19 protein-coding genes and 3 pseudogenes are annotated in these 24,448 nt (G+C 59.6%); 9 read left to right on the top strand and 13 right to left on the bottom strand.

Features of this window, described 5'->3' with window-relative positions:
- Nucleotides 1–325 precede the first annotated feature (325 nt).
- Nucleotides 326–536: pseudogene (locus QKW60_RS00005) on the top strand (IS3 family transposase); the annotation flags it as partial.
- A gap of 480 nt (nucleotides 537–1,016) precedes the next feature.
- Here QKW60_RS00005 and QKW60_RS00010 read toward each other — a convergent pair.
- The 4 genes from QKW60_RS00010 to QKW60_RS00025 all read right to left on the bottom strand — a co-directional run bounded on the left by QKW60_RS00010 (nucleotide 1,017) and on the right by QKW60_RS00025 (nucleotide 5,211).
- Nucleotides 1,017–1,679 (bottom strand): peptidylprolyl isomerase, encoded by a 663-nt coding sequence (locus QKW60_RS00010; protein ID WP_282365512.1) that lies wholly within the window; start codon nucleotides 1,677–1,679, stop codon nucleotides 1,017–1,019.
- A 38-nt stretch (nucleotides 1,680–1,717) separates the two neighbouring features.
- Complete coding sequence (locus QKW60_RS00015; RefSeq protein ID WP_282365513.1) at nucleotides 1,718–3,079, bottom strand: metal-dependent hydrolase family protein; 1,362 nt, start codon at nucleotides 3,077–3,079, stop codon at nucleotides 1,718–1,720.
- A 229-nt stretch (nucleotides 3,080–3,308) separates the two neighbouring features.
- The gene (locus QKW60_RS00020) at nucleotides 3,309–4,361 is read right to left on the bottom strand and encodes a linear amide C-N hydrolase (RefSeq protein ID WP_336619141.1); all 1,053 of its coding nucleotides are present in this window, start codon (nucleotides 4,359–4,361) and stop codon (nucleotides 3,309–3,311) included.
- A 109-nt stretch (nucleotides 4,362–4,470) separates the two neighbouring features.
- Entirely contained in the window at nucleotides 4,471–5,211 is a 741-nt protein-coding gene (locus QKW60_RS00025; protein ID WP_282365514.1) for a hypothetical protein, read from the bottom strand.
- A 293-nt stretch (nucleotides 5,212–5,504) separates the two neighbouring features.
- On the opposite strand from QKW60_RS00025, the gene QKW60_RS00030 reads away from it, so the two are divergent.
- Nucleotides 5,505–6,476 (top strand): helix-turn-helix domain-containing protein, encoded by a 972-nt coding sequence (locus tag QKW60_RS00030; RefSeq protein ID WP_282365515.1) that lies wholly within the window; start codon nucleotides 5,505–5,507, stop codon nucleotides 6,474–6,476.
- Nucleotides 6,477–6,842: 366 nt separating this feature from the next.
- On the opposite strand, the gene QKW60_RS00035 is transcribed toward QKW60_RS00030, so the two are convergent.
- Genes QKW60_RS00035 through QKW60_RS00045 form a run of 3 tightly spaced genes read right to left on the bottom strand, consistent with a single transcriptional unit; the run spans nucleotide 6,843 to nucleotide 9,242 of the window.
- Nucleotides 6,843–7,547, bottom strand: a complete 705-nt coding sequence (locus QKW60_RS00035) for an IS6 family transposase (protein ID WP_282365516.1) — start codon at nucleotides 7,545–7,547, stop codon at nucleotides 6,843–6,845.
- A 13-nt stretch (nucleotides 7,548–7,560) separates the two neighbouring features.
- The gene (locus QKW60_RS00040) at nucleotides 7,561–7,761 is read right to left on the bottom strand and encodes a DUF5681 domain-containing protein (protein ID WP_282365517.1); all 201 of its coding nucleotides are present in this window, start codon (nucleotides 7,759–7,761) and stop codon (nucleotides 7,561–7,563) included.
- Nucleotides 7,761–9,242 (bottom strand): DNA modification methylase, encoded by a 1,482-nt coding sequence (locus QKW60_RS00045; protein WP_282365518.1) that lies wholly within the window; start codon nucleotides 9,240–9,242, stop codon nucleotides 7,761–7,763. The genes QKW60_RS00040 and QKW60_RS00045 overlap by 1 nt, the downstream gene beginning before the upstream one ends.
- A gap of 370 nt (nucleotides 9,243–9,612) precedes the next feature.
- Here QKW60_RS00045 and QKW60_RS00050 point away from each other — a divergent pair, with 370 nt between their 5' ends.
- From QKW60_RS00050 to QKW60_RS00060, 3 genes are read left to right on the top strand one after another with little or no spacing between them, the layout of a single operon-like run.
- Entirely contained in the window at nucleotides 9,613–9,855 is a 243-nt protein-coding gene (locus QKW60_RS00050) for a DUF3489 domain-containing protein (protein WP_282365519.1), read from the top strand.
- Nucleotides 9,852–10,256 (top strand): DUF2924 domain-containing protein, encoded by a 405-nt coding sequence (locus tag QKW60_RS00055; RefSeq protein ID WP_282365520.1) that lies wholly within the window; start codon nucleotides 9,852–9,854, stop codon nucleotides 10,254–10,256. The genes QKW60_RS00050 and QKW60_RS00055 overlap by 4 nt, the downstream gene beginning before the upstream one ends.
- Nucleotides 10,256–11,911, top strand: a complete 1,656-nt coding sequence (locus tag QKW60_RS00060) for a recombinase family protein (RefSeq protein ID WP_282365521.1) — start codon at nucleotides 10,256–10,258, stop codon at nucleotides 11,909–11,911. The genes QKW60_RS00055 and QKW60_RS00060 overlap by 1 nt, the downstream gene beginning before the upstream one ends.
- 914 nt (nucleotides 11,912–12,825) lie before the next feature.
- Here QKW60_RS00060 and QKW60_RS00070 read toward each other — a convergent pair.
- Nucleotides 12,826–13,277: pseudogene (locus QKW60_RS00070) on the bottom strand (transposase); the annotation flags it as partial.
- Nucleotides 13,278–13,362: 85 nt separating this feature from the next.
- On the bottom strand, nucleotides 13,363–16,461 hold the full coding sequence (locus tag QKW60_RS00075) for a hypothetical protein (RefSeq protein WP_282365522.1): 3,099 nt from the start codon (nucleotides 16,459–16,461) through the stop codon (nucleotides 13,363–13,365).
- A gap of 527 nt (nucleotides 16,462–16,988) precedes the next feature.
- Here QKW60_RS00075 and QKW60_RS00080 point away from each other — a divergent pair.
- From QKW60_RS00080 to QKW60_RS00095, 4 genes are read left to right on the top strand one after another with little or no spacing between them, the layout of a single operon-like run.
- The gene (locus tag QKW60_RS00080) at nucleotides 16,989–17,384 is read left to right on the top strand and encodes a hypothetical protein (protein WP_282365523.1); all 396 of its coding nucleotides are present in this window, start codon (nucleotides 16,989–16,991) and stop codon (nucleotides 17,382–17,384) included.
- Nucleotide 17,385: 1 nt separating this feature from the next.
- On the top strand, nucleotides 17,386–18,024 hold the full coding sequence (locus QKW60_RS00085; protein WP_282365524.1) for a hypothetical protein: 639 nt from the start codon (nucleotides 17,386–17,388) through the stop codon (nucleotides 18,022–18,024).
- Nucleotides 18,025–18,038: 14 nt separating this feature from the next.
- Entirely contained in the window at nucleotides 18,039–19,610 is a 1,572-nt protein-coding gene (locus QKW60_RS00090) for an ArsB/NhaD family transporter (protein WP_282365525.1), read from the top strand.
- A gap of 23 nt (nucleotides 19,611–19,633) precedes the next feature.
- Nucleotides 19,634–21,406 carry an ABC transporter ATP-binding protein gene (locus QKW60_RS00095; protein ID WP_282365526.1) on the top strand — a complete coding sequence of 591 codons (1,773 nt, stop codon included), beginning with the start codon at nucleotides 19,634–19,636 and terminating at the stop codon, nucleotides 21,404–21,406.
- Nucleotides 21,407–21,714: 308 nt separating this feature from the next.
- Here the strand turns inward: QKW60_RS00095 and QKW60_RS00100 are convergent.
- From QKW60_RS00100 to QKW60_RS00115, 4 genes and pseudogenes are all read right to left on the bottom strand, one after another.
- Nucleotides 21,715–22,136: pseudogene (locus QKW60_RS00100) on the bottom strand (DUF2793 domain-containing protein); the annotation flags it as partial.
- A gap of 138 nt (nucleotides 22,137–22,274) precedes the next feature.
- Complete coding sequence (locus QKW60_RS00105; RefSeq protein WP_282365527.1) at nucleotides 22,275–22,673, bottom strand: DUF5681 domain-containing protein; 399 nt, start codon at nucleotides 22,671–22,673, stop codon at nucleotides 22,275–22,277.
- Complete coding sequence (locus QKW60_RS00110) at nucleotides 22,666–23,049, bottom strand: DUF5681 domain-containing protein (protein ID WP_282365528.1); 384 nt, start codon at nucleotides 23,047–23,049, stop codon at nucleotides 22,666–22,668. The genes QKW60_RS00105 and QKW60_RS00110 overlap by 8 nt, the downstream gene beginning before the upstream one ends.
- A complete protein-coding gene (locus QKW60_RS00115) occupies nucleotides 23,046–24,425 on the bottom strand; it encodes a site-specific DNA-methyltransferase (RefSeq protein ID WP_282365530.1) in 1,380 nt (459 codons plus the stop codon). The genes QKW60_RS00110 and QKW60_RS00115 overlap by 4 nt, the downstream gene beginning before the upstream one ends.
- Nucleotides 24,426–24,448 lie beyond the last annotated feature (23 nt).

Genomic DNA, 24,448 nt, shown 5'->3' on the forward strand with positions numbered 1-24,448 from the left:
TGCTGTCGCCCGTTGATTTCGAGATCAGGCAGCAGAAACTGACCAAGGCGGGTGTCTAGAAAACTAGGGGCACCTCATCAAGAGGTCGATACGTAAGTTCAACCTTGCGATAAGGGCTTGATCGATCGATACGCCGGATGCGGCGGGAGACGCGTATGCTGCGTCGATCCAAAGCCTCTCTAGCTCTGCCCTTTGGGCTTGTGTCGCAATCTCCTCCACAACAATTCCTCCTCGAATGCAATTCATTGTAAGCAGTTCACAAGAGTTTCGACCACACCGCAAGAGGTCTCGACGTCGATGCCACGCGTGCGAGTGCGTGGCTTGGGGCCGCCGGTTCCGGGTACTGTGCATCATCCACAACTTCAGTCGGGTGTGCTTGGGTGCCGTCGTCGACACATCGATCTCCGGCCATCTTGTTGTGCGAGTCACGGGAACTGGATCGGATCGCCGGACAGCGGGGTTACCCTTGTATGATGGTCTCCGAAAACGGGACGGAGCTTGCTGACCTCAGCGTGAGGAGGTTCCAGGGGAGCAGGTCAGCTGCCCCGAACGCAAACTACACACGCTTCTCACAGGGGCTCGGCAAACGTTGATGTGGCGTTGATGTGGATTGCGCATAAGCAAAAAGCCCCGCGGGATGCGGGGCGTAAGGCTTTGGTATTGCGTGGTTTTGTTGGTTGCGGGGGCCTGACACCACCGAGATCTGACTTCTGCCGTAGGATCGTTGGCAATCGTCAAAGTCGGCCCATAGCTGCCGTTGGCTGTAACAGTCCAATGCTGCGCTTGCAGCCCGCTTTCCGGCCATTCGCTGCGAGCGCAAAGCTTGGCCCTGATCGAATTAACGGTTCGCGGACAAATCGGTCGTCCGCTACAGTGCAATATTCTACGTACAGAACCCTTCCGGCTTCTCTCGCTTTCCAGCCATTCTCTGTTCCTCCAAGTGAAGGGACAAATCGATGCCAGTTGGTGGACCACTTCAATGGGAGCAGTTCAAGTCTGCCGCCGAGGGTTCCCCGTCACTGTGTCTCGCCGTGGCCCTGCAGTCGAGTGACTACTTCGATGGTAACCGGCTCGGTCAGCATCTGCCCTTTGAGATAGGGTATATCCACCGATCCATCCGCTGGCTTCCCGTGGATGGTCCGCACCACTTCCATGCCCTCAATCACGCGTCCGAAAGCGGCGAATCCGAGGCCATCATCATTTCGGCCCGAGCCGTAATCGAGCCCCGGCTGATCCCCAACGGCTATGAAAAACTCCGACGAGGCAGTTCCCGCCTCGGCGCGCGCCATCGAGAGTGTCCCGTCCGTGTGGCGTAGCCCCGTGTCGCGCGTTGATTCATGCGCGATCGGCGGAAACGGGGGCTCGCCGCCCGCCATGCCGCCCTGGATGACCTCGATCACTGGGGTGCCCGTATCGTTTTCCGAGTTAACGGTCCGGTAGAAGCTGCCACCGTCGAAATACCCGCCCTCCACGTATCGCAGGAAATTGGCCACGGTAACCGGTGCCTTTTCGGCATACAGTTCCACACGGATATCCCCCTCGGTCGTTCGGAACATCACCTCAACGGTAGATGCATCCTGAGCGTGGCTGTACTGACCGGGAAGCAGGACGAGCATCAGGAGCGCGTAAAGTATGCAGTGAAACGAGGTTCGCATGCGATTGGTCATGGGTGTCTTCATGGTCGGCTCCTTCACTATTTGCAGGGCTCTCGGCCGGCTTACTTGACAGTATTCTTGTAGATCACGCCGTCTTTCATGATCAGGTCGATGTTCCTTTCTGCGTCCATCAGGAGCTTGATATCCGTGGTCGGGTCGCCGTTGACCAGGATGATATCGGCATAGGCGCCGGATTGGATGACACCGAGCGGAGCGTCGGGATATGGGTTCTTCAGTCCGGACAGCGCCAAGACTTCGGCGTTGTTGCCGGTGACTTGCTTCATTTGCTCGATGGGTGACCAGAACTCGTCGCGAAAGGCGAATTCTTGGGTGAAGTTCTTGAAAATCTCGTCGCCGCCAAACACGTCGGTCCCCCAAAGGATCTTCAGATCGTATTTCCTTGCCAGATCAAACGCATTGCGCGTTCCTTCGGCGACCATCGCCAACTTCGCTTGCTGGATCGGAGCTTGGAATTGCGGGTTGCCAGACACGTCCTGAAGCGGAAGGAAGGCCTGCGGCGAATAGAAGACGCCCAGTTCCTTCATGCGCTTCACGGTATCTTCTTCCAGAACAAGCCCGTGCTCGATAACCCTGACACCTGAATCGAGGGCGCCGACAACACTGTTATTCAGTTGCGCGTGCACCGTTACGTAGGTTCCATAGCGGGTCGCCTCTTCCACGGCAGCTTTCAGCTCTTCTTGCGTGTACTGGGCGGCCTGCAGCGGGTCGGTGAAGCTGGTCACACCGCCGCCGGCATGGATTTTTATGTGCGACGCGCCGCGAAACAGCATTTCGCGAACACTGCGACGGACATCATCGGCGCCGTCAGCGATAAGCGTATGCTTGTATCGGTTGGCCGTGCCACCGAACTCGGGTCCGTCAAGAACCGGATGCCCATCGAACGGCATACGGAAATCGCCGTGACCCGAGGTCTGCCCGATGCCTGCGCCACCGCAATAAATCCGTGGACCGCTGAAGACACCCGCGTCGATTGCTTTCTTGACGCCAAAACAATTGCCACCCAAGTCGCGCACGGTCGTAAACCCGGACATCAGGTAATCGTTGGCCCGCTTGGCCGCGCGGACACCTTGTTCAAAAGCATCCTGGCTGATCAGCAGTTGAACTGGATCGGTGTGCAGCATGATATGGGCATGCCCCTCGATCATTCCGGGCATCAGCGTGCGACCACCGCCGTCGATCACCCTGCCGCCTGCAACAGCAAGCGGTTCGAGCGACACTTCGGTGATCTTGTTGCCCGTCACCACGACATTGGCATTTTCGATCAGGGCTTCGTTTACACCGTCAAAGACGGTGACGTTGGTGAACAGGATCGGCCCGGAGGCCTCCTGAGCAGCCGCAGGCAGAGCAACGCTGGCGGCGACGGCAAGTGCCGCAGTCAATGTCTTGGGGTTTAGTTTCCGCATTCGGTTGCTCCTTGTGTCGGATGGATTTCGGGAGTGCCCCGGTCGATTTTGAACACGCTTGACAGGCGGCGCCGCGAACTCGTGCGGTTCGAGGCGCTCATCGACTGGAAGTTCTCCGCCGAGAGAACCTGTGCGATTGTTCCAATCAATTCATCTCAGTAGGAAAGAACTTGGAGGGCTTCTCACCGAAGACATCGATGAGAAACCCTCTCAAGATTACTGCAAGCTTTTACAGGAACCCGAAAGGCTCAGCCTCTTCGAATTGGGAGGAGACTTCTCCTGAAAGCGGGCGGTCTTTTGAGACCTTGAGGGTCATCGTTTTTGCCCCGGGTTGCAGATCAACCTTATTCAAGTCGACCCAGAACACAGTGGGTGAAACCGCCGAGTCAAAGTAATAGGTCCTGGCACTGTGGTCAGTCACGGTGCGCCACAGCGTAATGGCGCTCATCGGATTCTCCGGGCTGTTCATCCCAATGGGTGGGCTGATATTCCGCATCACAGAAAACACGCTGGCCAGCGACATATTCTGGTCTTCAAACTTTTGCAGTCTATTCAGCATCCAGTCCAGTCTTACCAATCGGTCAGTCGGATTAAGCGTTCCTGGAAGGAACTTATCGCCATTCACTCCTTTCCAGTACTCAAGCAGCTTGAGTTGTGTCGAGAAGTCCGGGTCATTGGTCATGATCTTGTATTCTCGCCCGTGATGGATCACGAGTTCGCCGTCAATATACTCGAAAATGGCGGAGTCACCTGACGCGTCGGAGATCGCCATGTGAATTTCCGCAGCGACGCCATTTGCAACCGGCTTGGACACAATCGTGAACGGCGGATCCTGCATGGCTGCCACCGCCTCTTCAACCGTGGCGAAGTTGTCCAGGAAATACTGCAACCAGGCGCCAATGCTGATCGTCGGCTTCCCGGTTACAGCCGGATCACCATAATCGCTGTGGGAAAGATACTGCATGCCCCCGGCGAGGCCTTTTTCGTTCATGCCATCCGCCGATGCGGTGCCATAGAATGCCGTGATGACGGATCCGTATTTCGATGTCCAAGTCAGCTCGTTGTCGCTGCCCCCGCCTTTGCGTTCCACGCCTTGCGGGAAGATCCACAGATCGCTGGCAAGGTCGGGGTCGATCCAGTCCATGCTCCGTCCAGTAATGTACGACCCGTTCCCAGTTTCTACCAGAATTCGGGAACAAGCGATCGCCGGCTGCAGCGTTGTAGAAAGAACAAGGCCAGTAGCCAACGCAAGGCACAGGCCATTTCTTAGTTTCTTCATCATGTCTTCACTTCCTCCAAGGTTCGTGATGATCTTTTTCCAAGTGGGTTTCGCTTACGAGCATGGCGCTACCCCTCACACCTGCGGGCGACGTTCATTGCGGTAGAGGCGGTCAAAATCCGATCACCTTGTACCCGACCTGAAGGCTCCAGTCGGCAGGGCGGTTGGCGCCGGCAAGGATCTGCGGTTTGATGAAGATCTGGCTATCGCCGCCAAAGGCCTTGCCCGTCGGAAAGCCGAAGGTGGTCGTCAGGCTGGCGTACCCTTTGTCCTGTTCCCAGTCATAGATGAGGGCCGGATCAAAGGTGATGAAAATCTTATCCGTCGACAGTTTTGGTACGTAGTAGAAATCGAAAGTGGTGGTGTTGATCTTGCTGCGCCCCGGATCTTCGTCACCCAGACCGATGGTCTGAACCAGCGCGGGCGCGATGATGCTGCCGTCCCTGAGAAACTTGGCATAAAATCCGGACAGTTCCAGCACTGTCTGGCCGCTGCCAAGATCGGGGCGGTCAGCGGTATCGAACTTTAGTTTCGCCGTATAGGCGTACCCGCGGCTGGCATTCACGTCGAGGACATGAGTGAATGTCAAACTCACGTCGCCAAGCCCAAAACTGTCATCGATTAGCCCGGAGGCGTAGGGCACAGTGACACTCAGGGACTTATTTTTTCCTTGACCGAACGGCACCCCGAAACTGGCTTCAAAGAGGTCATTGGACAACCCCGATCCGAAATCCGTGTACTTGTACTGAATGCCGGCGCTGGTCGCCAGCAAGGTCGGGTTGGTGCCGTTGTTCACCTCGGGCTGGGATTGCGCCCAAACGGGTGTGGTCGCAGCCAATACTGTGGCGGTCATAAGCGCCGTAGACGTGCTTAGCACGGTAGGCATTTTGAAAAACAGCAAAATACAGCCCCTCCAAAGACTTACTCATCGCGGTCGACCGTACCTCTCCGGAGGCGACTTGAACCCGAAAGTGTGGGTCAAATTCTACCATGGTAGTAAGATTATGGTAGTAAGATGGGCCCAGAATCGAGGGTCAAATTCTACGCTGTCGGCGGATACGAGCTCACTTGGGAGTTGACGGCGTTGTGCTCTTGCGAGTCGGCTCTAAGTACTCCGCCATAGTCAGTCAGATACGGGAAGGTTTCATGAATATGGGGGAACCGAAGCAGTTTTCGCGCTTTCCTGCAAAGATCGACTTGACGCATCAGGAGTTTTGGCGCGGCTTGCCCACCCTTCAAGCCGAAACGGCGCAACTCGAGCCGGGACGCGTTGAGTACAAAATGCTGCAAGTCACTGGCCGGGATCTGCTTATCTTTCGTAGCAAGGTCGGGCCAAAAATGGCCAGTACCATCGTGCCCAGCCCGGACTGGATTGTTTTGATGGCACCGATCAGTTGGCTTGGCGACTATGTCTTCAACGGTCAAGTGGCAAGACCGTTCGATGTTTTTGTTTCGGGCGGTCCTGACGGATATTCCACCACCAACGAAAGAAGGCATAATCTCGCACTGGGTCTGCGAAAGTCCAGACTGAGGGATGCATGCGCCAATTTGAGTGGTCGCTATATCGACGATATCGCCCTCGACGATCAACGGATAGCCCTTGGTCCAGCCTTAGGAACAAGGTTTCAAAGGCTGCTTCTGGAGACGATAACAACTTCATTGGACAAGCCTCTGGGTCCCGGTAAGTTCGCACTCGATGCTGCCGTCGAGAACGATCTTTTTGCTGAGGTCGCCGGCCTCATCATTGCACAGACAATCGAAGAGAATGCTGTTTCAAGCCCCAAACTTGACCCGTTACAAGTTGTCAGGCGAGCAGAAAAACTATTTGAGGACCGCGCGACTAATCCACCAAGCGTTGCTGACCTTTGCAAGGCAGCCAACGTCGGAGCAACGAAACTGCACGTGTGCTTCAATGAAGTTTTCGGCGCGTCGCCAATTGCGTACCTGCAGGCAAAAAGACTTACCCAAGCCCGTAGTCTATTACTTGCAGAGGAAGGGCCCCCACTTTCCGTCAAAGACGTTGCCCTGTCGCTCGGCTTCACTCACAGCGGTCGCTTTGCGAAACTATATCAGAGCCTCTTCGGAGAGTTTCCATCAGAGACGCTCAAAAGTAAGTGATTTTTCGGAAGGCCCAGATCGGGCCATTACGTTGGCTTGACCTAATAACCATAGATGGAGAAATATGGTCGTTAAACGTCTGCTCTGGGCTGATTTTGTTGAGAAACTCGACGCTTCGAAAATCACGTACAAAATTTAGAACAAATTTCTTCCAGAGCACTCATCAGAAACCGAGATTTGAGAATTCCGGATTTCGTGTGAAAAAGTACTCTTAGTTTGGTCATTCTCAGCGGGATACCGACTTTTAACACAACAGACTCACAACCGCCTTTCGGCGTTGCAGCGATCCAACCGGATTTGAAGCAATCTGAATGGTGCTGGCAGACGAATGCGAACTCGTCTCTACAAGGACAGGATGGCTGTCCCTTATGCGGCGCAGAGAGAGCGCCACTCGGCAAGAGCGACGGCTCGTTTAGCCTTGAAGTCGGATCTGCTTGAGAGGCTGCGTTCCGTGTTGAAGAGGTTGTAGATCGAGGCGTGGACGGAGGCGAACTTCTGTAACGTTCGCATCCGCCGGAAGCGGAGCATCGCCCGCTCCCGCCTTCGAAATGGCTGGTGTGAGTTCTCCGCTCGGTTGTTCATCCAACGGCCGGTTTGCTGGCGGTCGCGAATGCCGAGTTCGCCGAGCGCGGCGCCATAAGTGCGCAGCCGGTCAGTCACGAATTCGCCCGCTCGTCCGTGCCGCTTCAGTGATTTCCTCAAGAATTTCAGGGCGGCTTTCTTGTCACGCTTCTTGGTCACGAAGCTCTCGAGCACCTCGCCTTCATGATCGACGGCTCGCCACAGGTAACGAAGTTCACCGTTGATCTTCACGAAAACCTCGTCGAGGTGCCAGCGCCATCGGCTCGAGCGCATGCCCTGGACGCGTCGCTTGCGGATCTCCGACGCAAACATCGGGCCAAACCTGTGCCACCAGAACCGCACCGTCTCGTGGCAGATATCGACGCCCCGCTCATGAAGCAGGTCCTCGACGTTCCGGAGCGAAAGAGGGAAGCGGATGTACATCATCACCGCCATGCGGATGATTTCGGGTGACGTCTTGAAGTACTTAAAGGGCGAGCGTTTGGGCATCCGGGAAGGCTACTCAGTCCCCTGCCCCGCCGCAAGCCAGGTTCATCTGACACCGCCCCTCGGCGGCGAGCTTCTTGAGCTTCGCCTCGATGGACGCGGGCTTCGATGTCTTGCCGCTGGGGTTGCCCGACTGCCCCTTCTTCCACTGGCTGTGTTGGGGAGGGTTCTTGTAGCCCGAACCTTTGCCGGAGGCAGGTGTGGATTTCTTGGCCATCAGAAGCCCTCCTGGTCATGGGAGCCAGCGTCGATCTCGTCGCCCGCAACGCTGTCGAAGCTTGCGCCACTTTCGGCATGGAAGGCCTGGCCACCAGTCATCGCCTGCCAGCGGCGGATCGCCAGATCGACATAAGCCGGCTCGACCTCGACACCGAAGCAGCGCCGCCGCGTGCGCACGGCGGCGAGGAGCGTGGTGCCGGAACCAAGGAAGGGATCGAGCACCAGGTCGCCCGGTCCGGTCACATCGAGGAGCGCATCCATGACGAGCCGGATCGGCTTGACGGTCGGATGGACCTGGAAGTCGTCGTCGGCATCCGCCCGCCCACCGGTCGCGCCCGGATAGGTCCAGACATTCGAGCGGTTGCGGCCGAACTTGCCGAGTTGCACGTTGTTCTGGTGTCCCGCACCGGAGCGCCGCGCCACGAAGCAAAATTCGTGCTGGCTCCGATACAGGCTGCCCATGCCCGGGTTCGTCTTCACCCAGACACAGATGTTGAGCATCTCCAGTCCCAAGGCGTTCAGCGCCTCCATCACCTCCCCGACATGGCGCCAGTCCATGCAGGCGAAGAGTATGCCTCCGGGTTTCAGCAGATCGGCGGCATTGCCTAAGGTTTTCACGAGGAAGGCCACGAAGTCGGGCCGGGACATCTCGCCCGAGGCTTCCGCGAACTCGGCAAAGCCACCACTCGCCGAGCGCACATGGCCATTGATCTTCACATTGTAGGGCGGATCGGTGAAGACCACGTCGGCAACCTGCCCGTCGAGCAGGGCTGCGATCCCCATTGTATCCCGTGCCGAACCGCAGAGGAGCCTGTGGTCGCCAAGGCACCAGACATCCCCCGCCCGGGACACGACAGGCGTGTCTGGCATCTCAAGTCCCGAGACATCATCCGCGGGGTCGGGCTCTTCGGCACCGCCCGCGCCGAACCGGATCGCCTCCAGCTCCGGCAGAACGAATCCCGGGATCTCGATCACTCCACCAATCTCGATAATCTCGTTGATCTCCAGACGGAGCACCTCCGTGTCCCATTCCGCCGTTTCCTGCAGCTTGTTGAGGGAGAGCCTCAGCCGGCGAAGTTCGACCTCGGGAAGATCGTCGACAAGGATGCAGGGCAGCTTTTCGGCGCCGAGACGCAGGGCAGCCGCGAGCCGGGTATGCCCGTCGACCACCTCGTAGCGCTCACCGCCCGGCTTGCTGCGCACGAGGATCGGGATCCGGAAGCCGAAGGTCTCGATCGACCGCATCACCGCTTCGGTCTGGCTCTTCACTGCGCGCCGAACCCGGCGCGGCGCCTGGTCGATCAGTTTGACCAAAAGCCAGACCAGTGTGACCTCCGCGAACAGGTCGTTCTTGCCATGCGCCGCGGAAATCTCCGGCTGCGCACTTATTGGTGCCGAGGATTGTTTTGCAGACGTTCTGTTCGGCTCCAGACCTTGGGAACCCGGGATCGCCGGGCTATTCTTGGGATGTTCATCCATAGTCGCCTCCTTCGGTTTGAAGGGGAGGCGGAAGTGAGGCTGGGAGCAATCGACACAGCGGAGACAACCAGCCGATACTCTCCACATCCCCAATGGGTTGCGTGATCGGTGGTCGCTAGCATCCTGCTGCGACGTGTCAGATACCTCTACACCCGTCGCATTCCATGCGCAACACAATTTTTAATAAACTATTGATTTTCATAAATAAAGTTGACAAACGCACTTCGGGGACATGACTTTTTCAACCGGAACAACGGACTGGACTTCGCCGCCGAACAGAGCGTCATTGGTCCCACGCCCGGCTCAGAGCCCGGGCGCGCCTCGGTAGGGCCCGGCAGTCTGCCTTGCCCGCAAACCCGAGGAGAAGACAATGTCTCAGACCACCAAGACCCCGACCCGCGAGACCAAGTCCGCCCTCGTCCGGAGGCTGCTCGCGCGCAAATCCGGCGCCGATCTCGCCGCCCTGCAGGACGCCACCGGCTGGCAGCCGCATTCGGTGCGGGCCGCCCTCAGCACGCTGCGCAAGGCCGGCTACATCATCGACCGCCTCCCGCCGAAGAAGGAGGGTGGTGCGGTCGCCTACCGCATTGCCGCCACGCCGGAGGCCGCATGAAGCTCTCCGTCGCCGAGATCGAGACCATGGAACGGGCGGCGCTCGTCGCCGCCTGGGACCATCTCTTCGGAGTGTCGGTGCCGAAGAGCCTGAGCCAGGCCTTCCTGCGCCGGTTCCTCGCCTTCGAGATCCAGGCGCGGCGCACTGGTGGGCTGCCCAAGGGGTTCGTCGCGGATCTGGAGCGCCGGGCGTCTGGCCGCGGACCAGCTTCCTCTCCGGCCCTCAAACCAGGTGGCCGCCTGCTTCGCGAATGGAACGGCGTGACCCACGAGGTCGAGGTCACCGAGACCGGCTATTTCTGGAACCGGGAGACCTACCCGTCGCTCTCCGCGGTGGCCCGCGCCATCACCGGCGCCCACTGGTCCGGGCCCCGGTTCTTCGGTCTGAAGGAGGGAAGCTGATGACAGTGCCGAGGATCCGCTGCGCAATCTATACCCGCAAGTCCTCCGAGGAAGGACTGGACCAGAGCTTCAACTCGCTCGACGCTCAGCACGAGGCCTGCGCGGCTTTTATCGCCAGCCAGAAGCATGAGGGCTGGATCCTCGCCCGTGACCGTTTCGACGATGGCGGGGTCTCGGGCGGGACGCTCGAGCGTCCGGCCCTTGCCCGCCTCCTTGCCGAGATCGATGCCCGCCGCATCGGCATGGTGGTGGTCTACAAGATCGATCGTCTCACCCGGTCGCTGACCGACTTCGCCAAGCTCGTCGAGCGCTTCGACGCCGCCGGCTGCTCCTTCGTCTCCGTCACCCAGGCCTTCAACACCGCGACCTCGATGGGCCGTCTCACCCTCAACGTGCTTCTCTCCTTTGCCCAGTTCGAGCGCGAGGTCACCGCCGAGCGGATCCGCGACAAGATCGCCGCCTCGAAGAAGCAAGGGATGTGGATGGGCGGTGTCCCGCCCCTCGGCTATGATCCCCACCCCGACCCGATGGTGCGGGAACTCGTCGTCAATGCGCCCGAGGCCGACACCGTTCGCGCCCTCTTCACCCTTTATGACCGGCACGGCAAGATCACCGAAGTCGAACACGCCGCCGCAGAGATGGGGCTGAGATCCAAGCTGCATCGGTTCCGCTCGGGCCGGGAACAGGGGGGTGGGCATCTCTCAACCGGGCAGATCCACAAGATCCTCACCAATCCGGTCTATCGCGGCCAGATCCGCCATAGGACCCTTGTCTGGCCCGGGCGTCATGCGGCGATCGTCGATCAAGCGCTCTGGGACAACGTGCAGGAGAAGTTGCAGGCGGCCGCACGGCGCAGGCGCGGCCGCAGGTCCGATACCGACACCGCGCCGCTCACCGGCAAGCTTCGCGACGAGACCGGCGACCGGCTGACGCCCACCCACAGCCGCAAGGACGGCAAGCGCCATCCCTACTATGTCTCGAACCGGCTGATTTCCGGCGGACCCGATCCCACCGGATGGCGCCTGCCCGGCCGGAAGCTCGAGGTCCTCGTCGCCAATGCCATCGCCGATCACATCGTGCAGGCGACGAGCGGGCATCGATTGCTCGCAAAGCCCGATCTCCGGGCGGACCCAGGCTATCTCGATGCAGCCCGCGACCTCGTCCAGGTACTCCGCGCACCAAACCCTGACCTGCTGCGTCGACTTCTCGTCGGCGGCACCATCGGGCCGCAGAAGATCGTGCTCACGCTCGATCCCGACACCCTGTCCGACGCACTCCATCTCCGGGCCGAGGATCTTTCGCCGGACCTCCTCGATCTCTCGGCACCGGTGCATCTCCGCCGCCGCGGCGTCGAGGCGAAACTGGTGGCGGGCAAAGCGGAGCCCGATCCCGACCCGGTGCTGCTCCGCACGCTCGCCGACGCGCATTGCTGGATCACCGCCTTGCGCAGCGGCACCCCGCTCGCCGTGATCGCGCGGAAGGCCGGACACCATGACGCCTTCATCCGGACCCGCGCGCCGTTCGCCTTCCTCTCGCCCAGGATCCAGCTGGCGATCCGGGACGGCACCGTGCCGCCGGAACTCACATCGCACCGGATCCTGCAACGCCCGATCCCTCTCGACTGGCAGGAGCAGGAGCGCCTCTACGGCGTCTGAGCAGCGGTCCGGGCGGCGGCCTTCTCCAGGCGCCTCGTCCCGGATCGCCCGGTGTCGGAAATTCCCTGCATATTCCCTGCTGCAGCCGGCAGGGAATTCCTCTGTAAACCACTGAATCCTATCACCGAATCTGGCTCGGCAGCGCGGCTCCGAGGCAAGATCCGGAAAATTCCCTGCAAATTCCCTGCTGGCAGGGAATTCTTCGCCAAAACCGAACCGGCTGATGGGCCCGTCAGAGACCCATCGCGGCGCTCACGGCGAAACGGTCTCTCAGCCAAGTCTCTGTATGGGAGATGGTGGCGCAAGGCACGGAAAAATCGGCCAAGAATTCAGTGAATTTACGAGTAATATCAATGACTTATGTCGGTGGCGGAGGGGCCAGTCTGGAGCTATCCCGTCTCTGCAAAATTCCCTGCAAACAGGGAAAATAACAGGGTATTTCTGCTGTTTTCTGGCAATCAACGCCGGGTTCGGCGAAAATCCCCACGATTATTCAATGCCTTATTCGGAATTTCCCTACTGATAGGAACAGGGAACTTTTTCGAGTTGAACAAGGTAATTTTTTCTTCGAGCAGGGAACGTGGATCTCGGCGGCACGATCCTGCCGATGCAGACCTTCGGTGTCATTTGAGCGACGTCGCGCGAGACGGAATCTGGTATCGTGGCGTTGACTCACGGTATGATGAACGACGCTACCCGGGCCTGTGCGGCGCCGGCGCTGGATGCATTGTTCCCGTGGCAGATGGCGGCCGAACCCGGTGGCGGCTTCCGAGTTCCCAGACAAAGCACGCAATGGCCCGTCCCAAGTTGGTGGGGCAGAAAACGTGCGCATGTCGACCGATCACCAGCGCTACTCGACTGAAAACCAGGCGGCGGCAATCCAGGCCTATGCCGCACGGCGTGGCATGGAGATCATACTGCGTCGCCAACTCGATGATGTCCGCGGTCGGGCGGTCTTCATCCGGACGGCCCTGTGGCACCTTGCGCTGTGTCGAGCGATGCTGGCCGAGCGTGCGGCAGGTGCGGCGCTCGGAAACGCCAAGCGTCTGCCGCACGCGGTCGATGCATCTGCGTCGGCGCGAAGGGCTCAGAAGTTTCCCCGTTCAACCTCCGTGAGGATCAGCTTGTCCAGCGTCAGCTCGGACACCGCTCGCCTCAGGCGTTGGTTCTCCTTCTCCAGTTCCTTCAACCGCTTCAACTGGTCCCGGCTCATGCCGCCGTATTGCCGACACCAACGGTAATATGTCTGACGCGTCACCCCAATCTGGCAACCGGCCTCCGCAACGCTCATGCCTTGACCCTGCAACACCTCAACTCGCTGCACCTTCATGACGATCTCCTCAGGCTTCTCTCGCTTCCCAGCCATCTCCTGGTCCTCCACTTCGTGGGGAATATCTACCCCGGTTGATGGATCACTTCAGCGGGGGCATTCCAGCGTCATCGCTTGATGGCTAAGCGCTGGCCTCTGATAGTATGCTAGCGACTTCGCTGGCGTGGTCTGAAATGCCTTTTGAATTGGTGAGCGTTTCAATCACTTCTTCGGCGTCTGCAATTGCATATGCAAAAAGTGGATCCTTTTCAAATGGCCCGCCGCGAAAGATATCGTCAGCTTCCTTAATCAACCTTCTATGCTTGTCCTTTGCTCGCGTCAGAGCTTCTAACCAACTAGCTTGATGTACGTCATCGCTGGATTGGCATTGCTCGTATTGTCGTTTGATCTCTTCCAGCACATTACTGGCCAACACAGCAGCTTGCTCCGCTTCGCGCCGGAACCCGCGAGCTTTGGCACGGCCAAAACATGGTCTCAAATACGTAGCATACGCTCTTATGGGATCGCCAAGTCCAGCAAGAACACGCCCGGCCTCGTTCAAGAAAGACAAGAATGTTCGCTCAGAACATCCGTAGCGTAGTAGATCGAAATGAACGGCGTCCAAGATTGCCTCCGCCGTATCGAAGCGCTCCATGCGCCTGAAACATCGCGCTAAGGCAATACGAAATCCCATTGCTTGATGATGAAGGCCTTCAGACTGGCCGCGCAGCATGGCCTCCATACAACGGTTTAGTGCTACCGAGAATTCGGAAGTTTCCCACTCCTTCTCGGCGCATTCCGCCCGCCGATGCAAAGCTGCTATCAGAAGATGCGTCTGCTCAGCTTCAAGTCGTTGAGAGAAGCCAGGGACAAGCACGTCCCTGCTGTACCTGTCACCGTCCTTGAATTGTTCCCATCTGCTTTCATTCTCAATTCTGTCAATTAGGTCGAGTGCTAGCTCGTGGTCACCTTCGAGGAAAACAAGGTGAGCTTCACGCGTCAGTACGCGGCGGTATAGGCTGCGAACGGTATAATACTGACGCGCATCACTCTCTTGCCTTTGGGTGTGAAGCGTCTGGAGCTTCTTCAGAGCCGTGTCTACCGCTTCGCGGGCTGCAGAGAGCTTGCCTCGTGTTGATTCTACCAATGCTAAATCCAAGTCGATATTGATCTCATCGACAGCTCGCTCATCGACAGCTCGCTCATCCCCATACAAGGAGCGTTGAGCATGCAAGAAGCAGTCTCGCGCCTTCTCCAACTCACCGACGTCGAGCAGTGCAAATCCACATTCACGCATGAACTCGATACGATTCTCAGGATTTAGCGCCCTGTGGGGTACGCCTATTTGATAGTTCTCACTCATGAGTTCCAGGAGCTCGACGGCAAGCTGATAGGCGCCATACCTTTTAGCCATCGCGCGTCCGCTGGAACCGTTCGCGTTGCTATTTAGTTCCTTCTGATACAATGTTTCATAACAGTAATTTATCACTTGGGCCGGATTGGTGCCGTTCTGATCCCTAGTCGGCGCCTTCGGGAATTTCAGCTTGGGGTCATATTCCTTGCTAGATGTATCGCCCGAAAATGTCTCCGTAGATCGCACCAAGTGCCGGATCGTTTCTGAAAGGAAAAATATTCGGCTTCGCCCCCAGTGAGGTTCGTAGGGAAACTCCCGATCAAGTAGCTCTTTATCGTTTTCGTTGCCCTTGAGGCGATCAGCTATCCGGTAGTGGGCAAGTGCTCTAGCGTACGGATCAGTATTGATCCAATCATCCTGGACGACGGCCTTTACGGCGATGCTCGCAAAGTAATTTGCCTTGCTTACGCCTGATATGCTCACGTTCTTAGCTGTGATGACCGGAGCAAGGCCCCCGATTCGTTTTTTCTCTGTCGCCAGATTGAGGTGGTTTTGGCGTTCGCCATCGATGGAATCGATCAACACGTCGAGAGCGTCTTCGGTGAGCCAGTGCTTGGCTGTGCTGACGTATTGGAGCAAGTAATAATATTTCCTTTTTCCGCGCGAGCCGCCTTTTGCCGTGCGGTCGAGGTATCGAACAAAGGCTATATAGTCGGAAACGTCCTCGAGAAAGTTTCTAATATCCTTAAATTCATCAAATCGCGCGCCCGCCAAACGGCGAAAGCCCTGTGTTGGATCAAAATAGGCCGCAGTGCATTCGTTGGATGCGAACAGGGCACGAAGCTTAACGCTTACTGGCCAGACATAGTCCGGGTTCTGGATTCGAAAATAAGTCGCAGCGCGACGCATTCGTGATCCAGATTCCTCCGATAACGACTGTTCGCGCAGGTCGGAGAAACGCTTCCACTGGGCTCTAAATTCGTCAAAGCTCGCCTCTCCGCGCAGACGTAGAATTCGTCGCATTTTGCGTGAATGAACTTCGGTGTTCTGAATGTTCACCTTCGATAACCATTCTGATTGACCTACGAACAGAATATTGCTCGGTCCACGCCACTGGCCGTGACGTGCTCGGAATTCCTTTGTGAGGCTCCTTAGGGAATTGTTGTCGGTAGCCACGTCAATAGCAAACGGCGAAAGGACCACCAGTAAAATACGCTCCGCAATAATCGAGTCCGCCAATTGACGTTTCGTTTCGACCGGTCGGCCGATCGCGTCTAACTCGTTGCAGAGTTTGCGCAGCTCAGCCTCAAACGGCAAAGTGAAGTCCGATGGCCTGATAACCACGATCTTTGAATACGGATACTTCTCCTCATACGTCGGCCGGAGGTTTTGAGCGACGGTTGAGGCTCCAGAATTGAATGGAACGTCGCAGTGGAATATTGGTTGGTCGTTGTTGCAGAGCTCCTCAGCCAAGTAGTTTATGGCGTCTTGCTCGGCTCCTGTTATCCCATAACCTTGGATTGGTGGCTCTTGGTAGTAGCTCAAGCGTGCCAGTTGTTCCGAGGAACCGTCCGCGCGGGCGATGAGATCCAACACTTCTGCACGATCTGTGCACAAAAAAAGTCCTTCAAGCCCAAGTGATTGCTCTACTTTTTTTCGAGCTTCAGTTTGTCGCTCGCCCGGCCCCGAGATGAGTCTCAAGATTTTGTTTTCGTCCGCGTGTGGGCGGTCTAGCAGCAAATTGCTGATCAAACTGTCGCTCAAATCTATTGGTAACCCCACGACGCCCAATGCTGAACGCAAATCGTAGAAGGTGTAGTCTGGCTTGCCGCCCCAATAAGGTTTGCGCTCAGACCTAACAAGTTTGAGTATCTCAAGTTCATTCATCTTGAACTACGTTCGACCGCCCCCCAGAAATCGCACTTCGCCCGCCCACGCAAGAAGGAGAGGATCAGGTCTCGCCAAAAAATGCCAGCATTTTTTTTGATCGGCAAAAATTTTGAAGTGATTTTTGGGTTGAGGCAGCTTGGTCAGTGTTGGCTGGTCTAGCGCCGATGATGTGACCAAAAAAACGACTGCATTTCTAGACCCCTACCAAGCGTGTCTCTCGCGCGCTGAGATCGTCAAAGTCGATCGGCCACAACGGCCGGGCGGCAGAAGCGGGGCAAACCCTGCCTCGCATTCTCGATCGGAAGGAGAAAGAAATGCCCCCCCATGAACACGACAAGGGCCGAGATGAGCGGCCTAATGACGAACATCTTCAGCAGACATGGTATGGTCCCGCCGGTGCGCGCCACTCCCACGGACCCGCCTCTGGTCCCGCGCGTGGCCATCACGGTGCTCATGTTCATCGGTATCATCCCGGACTGCCGCCGGACCGTGCTGGCGGCGGTCATTTCCCGCCGCGGTCAGGAATGGGCGGTTCGGGCGGCGACGGCTTCTCCGGGCGTGCGGCCGAGATCCTGGGAACCATCCTGCCGCCGGAGGTCACCAACTGGCTGCTGCGTTCAGTGTCGTTTGGGCCTCCGGAAATCGTCGCAATCTTCAAGGTGGATGTCGCAGCTATCGATGCCAATCTTGCGCGCCGCCAAGCTGCAGGAATTGAGGCGCCGTGGTTTAGCCCGGAAGACATTCAGGCCGGTGACAACACTCTGCACGCGATGTCAGCGACTATGACCGACAACGAGACCGCCGCGTGCCTCCACAATCTCTTCTGGGGGCCAGACGAGGTCCAGGCGATCGCGTTCGTCTCTCTCGTCCTCCTCAGACTGAATGCCGTCGATCCTGCCGCCCAGCTGGATGAGGCATGATATGGACGCTTACAGGGACACTCTCGACGTCACCGGCATCGGCGGCCTCTTGGCCGGAATCGATCGCTGCGCTGGCAATGACAGAAGCGTGGCGATCCGGGAAACATCCCGGGTCGTCCCCGATACCGTCTCGGAAATGTCCGCGCGGGCTTGGCGTGTCGCGGCGTTCAAATCCGCCATTACGATTTCGGCGGAACGGGGTCACGTCGATCTCGTATTGCCGGGCTGCGACCTGTCTCTGCTCGAGGCCCTCGCCGCCGTTGATCATCGCGGATCCATTCAGATCCTGACGCCGGGCCACATTTCCGACAAGCAGATTGACGAGGTCCGTAACAACGTGCCCGCCGGTCTCGTCGTGTCCGTGCTAGCGCCGGGTACTGTGCCCATTATCTCGCGCAACGTGGCTGTGCTTGTCACCGCCTTCGAGGCGGGCGGCGGCTACCTGCTTGTCGAAAGGGAAGCCGCCCGCGCCCTCGGGGCGATCCGTGGCCAGCAGTTTACCGGCGACATCATCGCTCTTTTGCCGCTTGGAGATCAGGCGGTCCATGGGCGTCCGGCGAACTGGCAAATGGTCCGCCGAGACCAGTTCAGCGGCCTCTGCCAGCCGGCTGGCTTGGAAACTGTCACCCCCAACATCTAGGAAGGAATCAGACCATGACAGAGATCGTGACCTATCCGGATGGACGCCCGGTCGTCCCCGTGGTGTCGGCGACACCCGAGATCGCCATCCCGCGTCCGCCCAGTGATCCAAACCAGCCGACGAATGCGTCCTGGTTCATCGTCGCCGCGCTCGCCCTCGCTGGCTTTGTCGGCTTGATCGCGAGTGGCTACGTCCCCTTTGGCGCGCTGGCTCGCAGCTTTCCCATGGACGTGCTGGCCATCCTGATCACGCTGGACTTGTTCAGCCTCTATGTGGTGCAGACCGGCGCCCTTGACGCGCTGGGCCTAAAGCTCGCCCTCGCAACCAAAGGACGGGCGGACATCGCCGCCATATTCATGGGCCTTTTGATGTTCGCGTCGTCGGCCTTGCTCAACAATCTTGCCGCCATCTTCATCATCGCGCCGGTCTTCCTGACGCTTCTCCGCGCCATGCGCGCCCGCGCCGAAGTGACCGCCGCGTTCCTGTCGCTGATGCTGGTGCTGTGCAACCTGGGTGGTATGGCAACGCCGATGGGCGATTTCCCAGCCATTCTCTTGATGTCGAGCGGGCTCGTCGGGTTCACGCCCTATCTAATCGGCGCGTTTCCCCTTGCGGCAAGTTTGGCGCTCATCGCGATCCTCGGCTATTCGGCGGCGATCCGCGGGCAGCAGGCGACCTTGAGCAACCCGGAGGACGCCAGCCACACTCGCATCTCCCTCGAGTTCATGCGTGTCCGCAACCGCCATGTTCGCCCCGACGTGACCCGAGCGATTCTGCTCGGCGTCGTTTTCGCCGGCATGGTGCTGGCTTGGGCGCTGGTACCTCCGTCGAACTGGCCCTTCTTCATGACCGCCTTGGTCGGAGCAGCGGCCGCAACGGTGATCGCGGGACCACGTTTGGGCGCGGCAGCGATCGGCAAGTACGACCTGCGCACCACCGTGTTCATGGCGATCATCTTGACCATTGCCGCGATCGTGTCCGTGACGGGTATCGTCGGGGCCGTCGCCAACGTGCTCGTCGCCGCGACGTCCGATGAGACCTTGCTCCTCGTCGCGCTTATGACCCTTGTGGCGATTGCGGCCGGCCTGTTCTCGGCCGGTCCGGCAACGGCTGCTGTGCTGCCCATCTTCATCACGTTGAGCCACGGCCCGCTGGTCTCCTATGGCGACCTGGTCGGCATCGCCTTTGCCGCCTCCATCTGCGCCGGCTCGAGCATGCTGATGCATTCCGCGACGGCCGGTCCGACCCTGCGGGGGGAGACCGTCAAGGCCGGCTTCGCCGACGAAAACGGCCATGCCATCTGGGGCGCCTGGGCCTATTTGAAATACGGCCTGCTCACCGCTCTTGCGCAGCTGTTGCTGTCGATCGCCTGGATCCTTCTGGCGGCCAACATGCAGGCTCCATGGCTCATCAACCTCGTTCCGCTGGGACTTTTGTTAGTCGTCGGCGGCACGGTCTTCGTGACTGCCGGCGGAACGAATTCCGCCGCCTCGAATGCCATCGGCAACGGGCTGCGGCTTTTCGGGTTCGGCATCGCCGTCGGCGCTATCGCTTACGGCGCCGCTACCGCCTTCAACTTCATCTGAAAAACGAGAAGGGAGCCAAATCCATGAAAACGCAATCGCCAACAAAATCGGGGGTCGTTGCCAGTCTGGCAACGCAGCTAGGTCATGCTGGCATCTTCTCCATGATCGTCGCAACCTTGGCTGTAATCGGCGCCGGGTCGCTTGCCAACGTCCCGTCGGTCCTGCTCGGCGACATCGTAGACAAGATCGTCATCGACCAAGCGCTGGGCGCGGTCTGGTCGGTCTTTGCCCTGATCGTCGCGTGCCTGGTCGGCCGCGTGGTTCTAGTTGTGATCCAGAAATATCTGATCGAGCGCACTGTCGTTGGCGTCCAGAAGCGTGTGTTTCTCGGAAACGTTACCAAGGTGCTGGGCGTTCGTGTCGATGCGCTTCAGCACATGCGTGTCGGAGAGGTGAACTCGAGGCTCGAAAAGCGGACCCTCGGCACGATCCGGTTCCTCAAGCTCGTCTTCCTAGAGGCGATTCCGCAACTCGCTGTCGCGATTCCGGCGCTCGTCCTTGCCTTCATGCAAAGCCGCATTGCCGGCGCGGTCATGCTGATCGTTCTGGCGCTCAGTATTGCTATAACCACCGGACAGATCCTAAGCCAGAAGGGTATTCGCATCGCGCTGATCAACAAGACGACAGGCCTTGCCGGGCAAGTCGCTGAGTTCTTGAGCCATCTCGACTACGTGCGCGCCTCCGGCATGGCCGGGCGTGTCGAGGCGCGATTCGAAAGTGAAGCCGAGGAAATGCGCGCCGTCGAGTTTCTCCATCACAAATGGATGATGGGTTTTGATGCCGTTAAGGGGCTGATCGAGGATGGCGGTCTGGCCATGATTGTCGGCCTCGGCATCTATCAGGTGACGACCGGTGACATGACGCCCGGCACCATTCTCGCGCTCGCCATGCTTTTCAAGTCGGCCGCGATTCCACTTCAGAACCTGCATCGCATTGTCGACCAACTCCACGAATCCATCCTGCAAATCGACGCCGCCCATAGCGTACTCGAGGCTGGCGACGATGCCTCGCTTGCCGGAAACACCATGCCGGCCTGGGAACCGGCAGCGCCTATCGTTGCCGCGAAGGGGCTGCGCCTTTCTCGGACTTCCCCTGACGGCGAGCGGAAGACGGTTCTAGATGGCGTCGATTTCGACATCCACGCTGGCGAAGTGATTGGCATCGCCGGCCCGTCCGGGGGCGGCAAGACCACACTGTTGCGCGCCATGCTCGGGCTCTTCCCCGACTATCAGGGTGAACTTCGCCTGTTCGGCGCCGAAGTCCGCGATTTGTCCAAGGATGACTTCGCCGACTGGATCAGCTACGGGCCGCAGAAGCCCTATGTCCGCCAGGGAAGTCTCAAAGCCAACATCGTGGAGGGCGTTGTCCGCCAGGGCGATGTTGCCAATGACGTCGTTGTCGATGCGCTCAAGCAGGCGCGGCTCCAGCTTGATCCGGCGAAGACCTTGACCGAACGGGGTGACAATATTTCTCCCGGCCAGACCCAACGCCTGTCCTTGGCCCGTGTGTTCGCCAAGAATGGGGCGAAACTCGTGATCCTGGATGAAGCAACCTCGATGCTTGACGGTAGCACTCAGGCCGAGATCATGCAGGAATTGCGCCGGCACGCAAAGGGTCGTGCCATGGTTATGGTCGCCCACCGTCTGGACACGCTGCGCTGGGCCGATCGGATCTTGGTTCTTGATCGAGGTAGGATCGCGCAGTTTGGCACCTATGACGAACTGGAAGCACAGCCGGGCGTTTTCGCGACTCTCCTCGGCGAGCGGACCTCGAACCATCTCGCGGCAGCCGAATAGTTTTCCGTCCTCGCTCGGCTATTCATGGCGCTCGCCCGCCCAGGGGCGGGTGCTGGGTGGCTGCCAAGTCGGCGGCTACGCCACCAGCACCGAGATGCTGTTCGTCTGGATCGAAGACCATCTGTGAACCCGTGTCGCTTCCGGACAAAACCGGCCTCTTGCGTGGGTCAAGAGACCGCCGAATTCCGGCGTCTGAGACCAGTGTCGTGCGGCGAGCGAGTGAGGCGCGTATCGGTCCAGACGAGAAGAAATGCATTCGATCAGGATTGCAGCGGCAGCAATTGATTGTTCGTCTTCAACTCTCGATTTCAATAATCCGTCTCGACATACACCCCTGAGCAGTCATATGCCACCGCGGCCGCCGTCGCCCCGTTGTTCATGAAGTTGCGCGGGCTCAGAAGTTGGGTCGCCGCCGGTAAGTCGGTGTCGCGCACGGTCTCTACCGCCGCCCCGCTCACTTCGTCGGCCACTCGGTCGCCGATCTCGCTGCCGTTCGGGGCGGCGAGGAGCGTGAGGGTCAGGACGTTGGTCGTGATCGCGACCGGGAAACTCGCCCCAAGATCGGTGAGCGTCGGTGCGCCCGCGTATCGTTCTGCACCAGCTGCCAGTTCGTGTGGGTGCCGCGCTGGAAGCCGATGCCGATGCAGTTGACCACGGCCGAAAGGGTCAGGGTGCTGGCCAGCGCCGAGGTCGAGCCGTAGAGGCCAAAGGAGCCCATACCGGTCGCCTGTGACTGCCGCCCGAAAGACAGCCCTAGTAGTGCCCGCGGTGGACAGCAGGTGCGGCGCTTGAGGATTGAAAGGCCACGAACGCGTCGCGGCCTCTCTCAGCCTAAGCCCCCTTCAGGCTGCCAAGACGCCGCGCCGACTCAGTCGTCCTCCAGCGGCCGGTTGCGCAGGGCCTCCGTCGGCAGGCCGAGACGCTCGAGCCGGGCGATCATCTCTTCCCGCTTCCGGCGCTTGTCATCGGCCTTGGCTTCGACGGCCGGCTGGACCTCCAGCATGATAGTGATGGCGCGGAGGAGCGCTGGCACATCGCCCTTCAGCCCCTTGCGGCAAAGCGCCAGATAGGCCGCCTCCAGCCCGGCGAGGGACACGGGGCGCCCGTCGGGGGTCCGGGCCGTTACCGGCTCCGACAGGATCGCTGCGGCATCCCTGAGATGGTCCGTGCGAGTCTTGGGCCGACCCTTCGGATTGCCCGACTGGCCCTTCTGCCAGCGGCTGGTTTCGGGCGGTTTGCCATAGCCGATATCATAGTCGTCAGGCATCGCCGCCTCCGTCTTTCTTCATCGCCGCGGCGATGCGGTTGAGAACGTCCACCACCTTCCGCTTTTCCTCTTCCGGATCGAAACGGTCGACATCAGCGGCACCGGCCTCGGCCAGGATCCGGCGCTGCAGCTCCAGCGCACGGCGGTCACCGGCCAGGGCCAGTTCCCGCAGGCGGCGGATCAGAGCCTCGCGGATCGGAATCTGATCGTCACTTCCCTGGAGCTTGACCTTGCGGCTCAGCACCCGGTTCATGTGGCACCAGAGGTCATCCTGCTTGCGCGGCCGACCGCAGGGATTACCGGACTTACCCTTCTTGAAGCGGTGCTGTGCCGGCGGGTTGGCATACCCCGCCGGCCGATTGCTCTGACCGCTCATTCTGCAGCCTCCGGTTCAGGCGCATGGGCGTCCATGGCACGCGCCGCGGCCGCCGCTGCGAAGGTTTCGCCGGTGGCCTCCAGCACCGGCTCGACGCCCGTGAGCGCTGCGTAGCGCCGGCAGATCACGTCACAGTAGATCGGGTCGAGCTCCACCAGCCGCGCGACACGGCCGGTGCGCTCGGCCGCGATCAGCGTGGTGCCCGAACCGCCGAAGCCGTCGAGCACGATCTCGCCGCGGCGGGTGACGTCCTTGATCGCATCGGCCACAAGCGCCACCGGCTTCACCGTCGGATGCAGCGCCAGATCCTTCTGGTTGCCGCCGAAGCTGTTCACCCCAGGATAGTCCCAGACATTGGTGCGGTAGCGCCCGTGTTCGCCGAGACCGAAGGTGTTGGTGTGCGGTGCGGTGCCGACCTTCCAGACATAGATCAGCTCATGCCGAGAGCGGTAGAAGGTGCCCATGCCGCCATTGGTCTTGGCCCAGACGACGAGGTTCTTCAGCTCACTATAGACCTTGTCACCAGCCGCCTGCAGTTCGGCCATGTGGCGCCAGTCCATGCAGGTGAAGTGGATCGCGCCATCGAGGCTGACCGCGGCCATGGCGCCGAGAGAGGCCTCGAGGAAGGCGGTAAAGGTAACCGCATCCATTTCGCCCGAGGCCATGGCGAATTCGCGGTGCTTGACGGCGCCGGAGCCGCAGACATGGCCGTCGATCTTCACATTGTAGGGCGGATCGGTGAATACCGCGCGGGCGCGATCGGCACCCATGAGCGCAGCATAGGTCGCCGGGTCGCGCGCGTCGCCGCAGATGAGCCTGTGCTTTCCCAGGACCCAGACGTCGCCCGGCTGGGTCAACGCCGGCCCGGGCTCGGGTTCGGGCATCTCATCAGCCGGGTCCGCGGCATCTTCGCCCGCGCTGTCGTCGAGCAGCAGATCGAGCTCGGCGGTCTCGAAGCCGGTGATCTCCAGGTCGAAGTCGAGATCCAGTTCGGCCAGCGCCTGGAATTCGATCTTCAGGATCTCGCGATCCCAGCCCGCGAGCTCGGCCAGGCGGTTGTCGGCGATGACATAGGCGCGCCGCTCGGCCGACGTGAGATGGCCCAGGACGATCGTCGGCACATCGGCGATGCCAAGCTGCTTTGCCGCCGCCACGCGGCCGTGGCCGGCGACGATGCCGCCCTCTTCGTCGATCAGCACCGGGTTGGTGAAGCCGAACTTGCGGATCGATGCCCCGATCTGCGCGATCTGTTTGTCGCTATGGGTGCGGGCATTGCCCGAGTAAGGAACAAGATCACCGGTCTTGCGATAGGTGATCTTCAGCCGGGTGCTTTCCGGCAGGGTCTGGGGCAGCGCCCCGGTCTTGATGTTCGCCATTCTGGGGCCTTTCGGGTTCGCGC

Source organism: Albidovulum aestuarii (assembly GCF_029961185.1).
Classification (GTDB): Bacteria; Pseudomonadota; Alphaproteobacteria; order Rhodobacterales; family Rhodobacteraceae; genus Albidovulum; species Albidovulum aestuarii.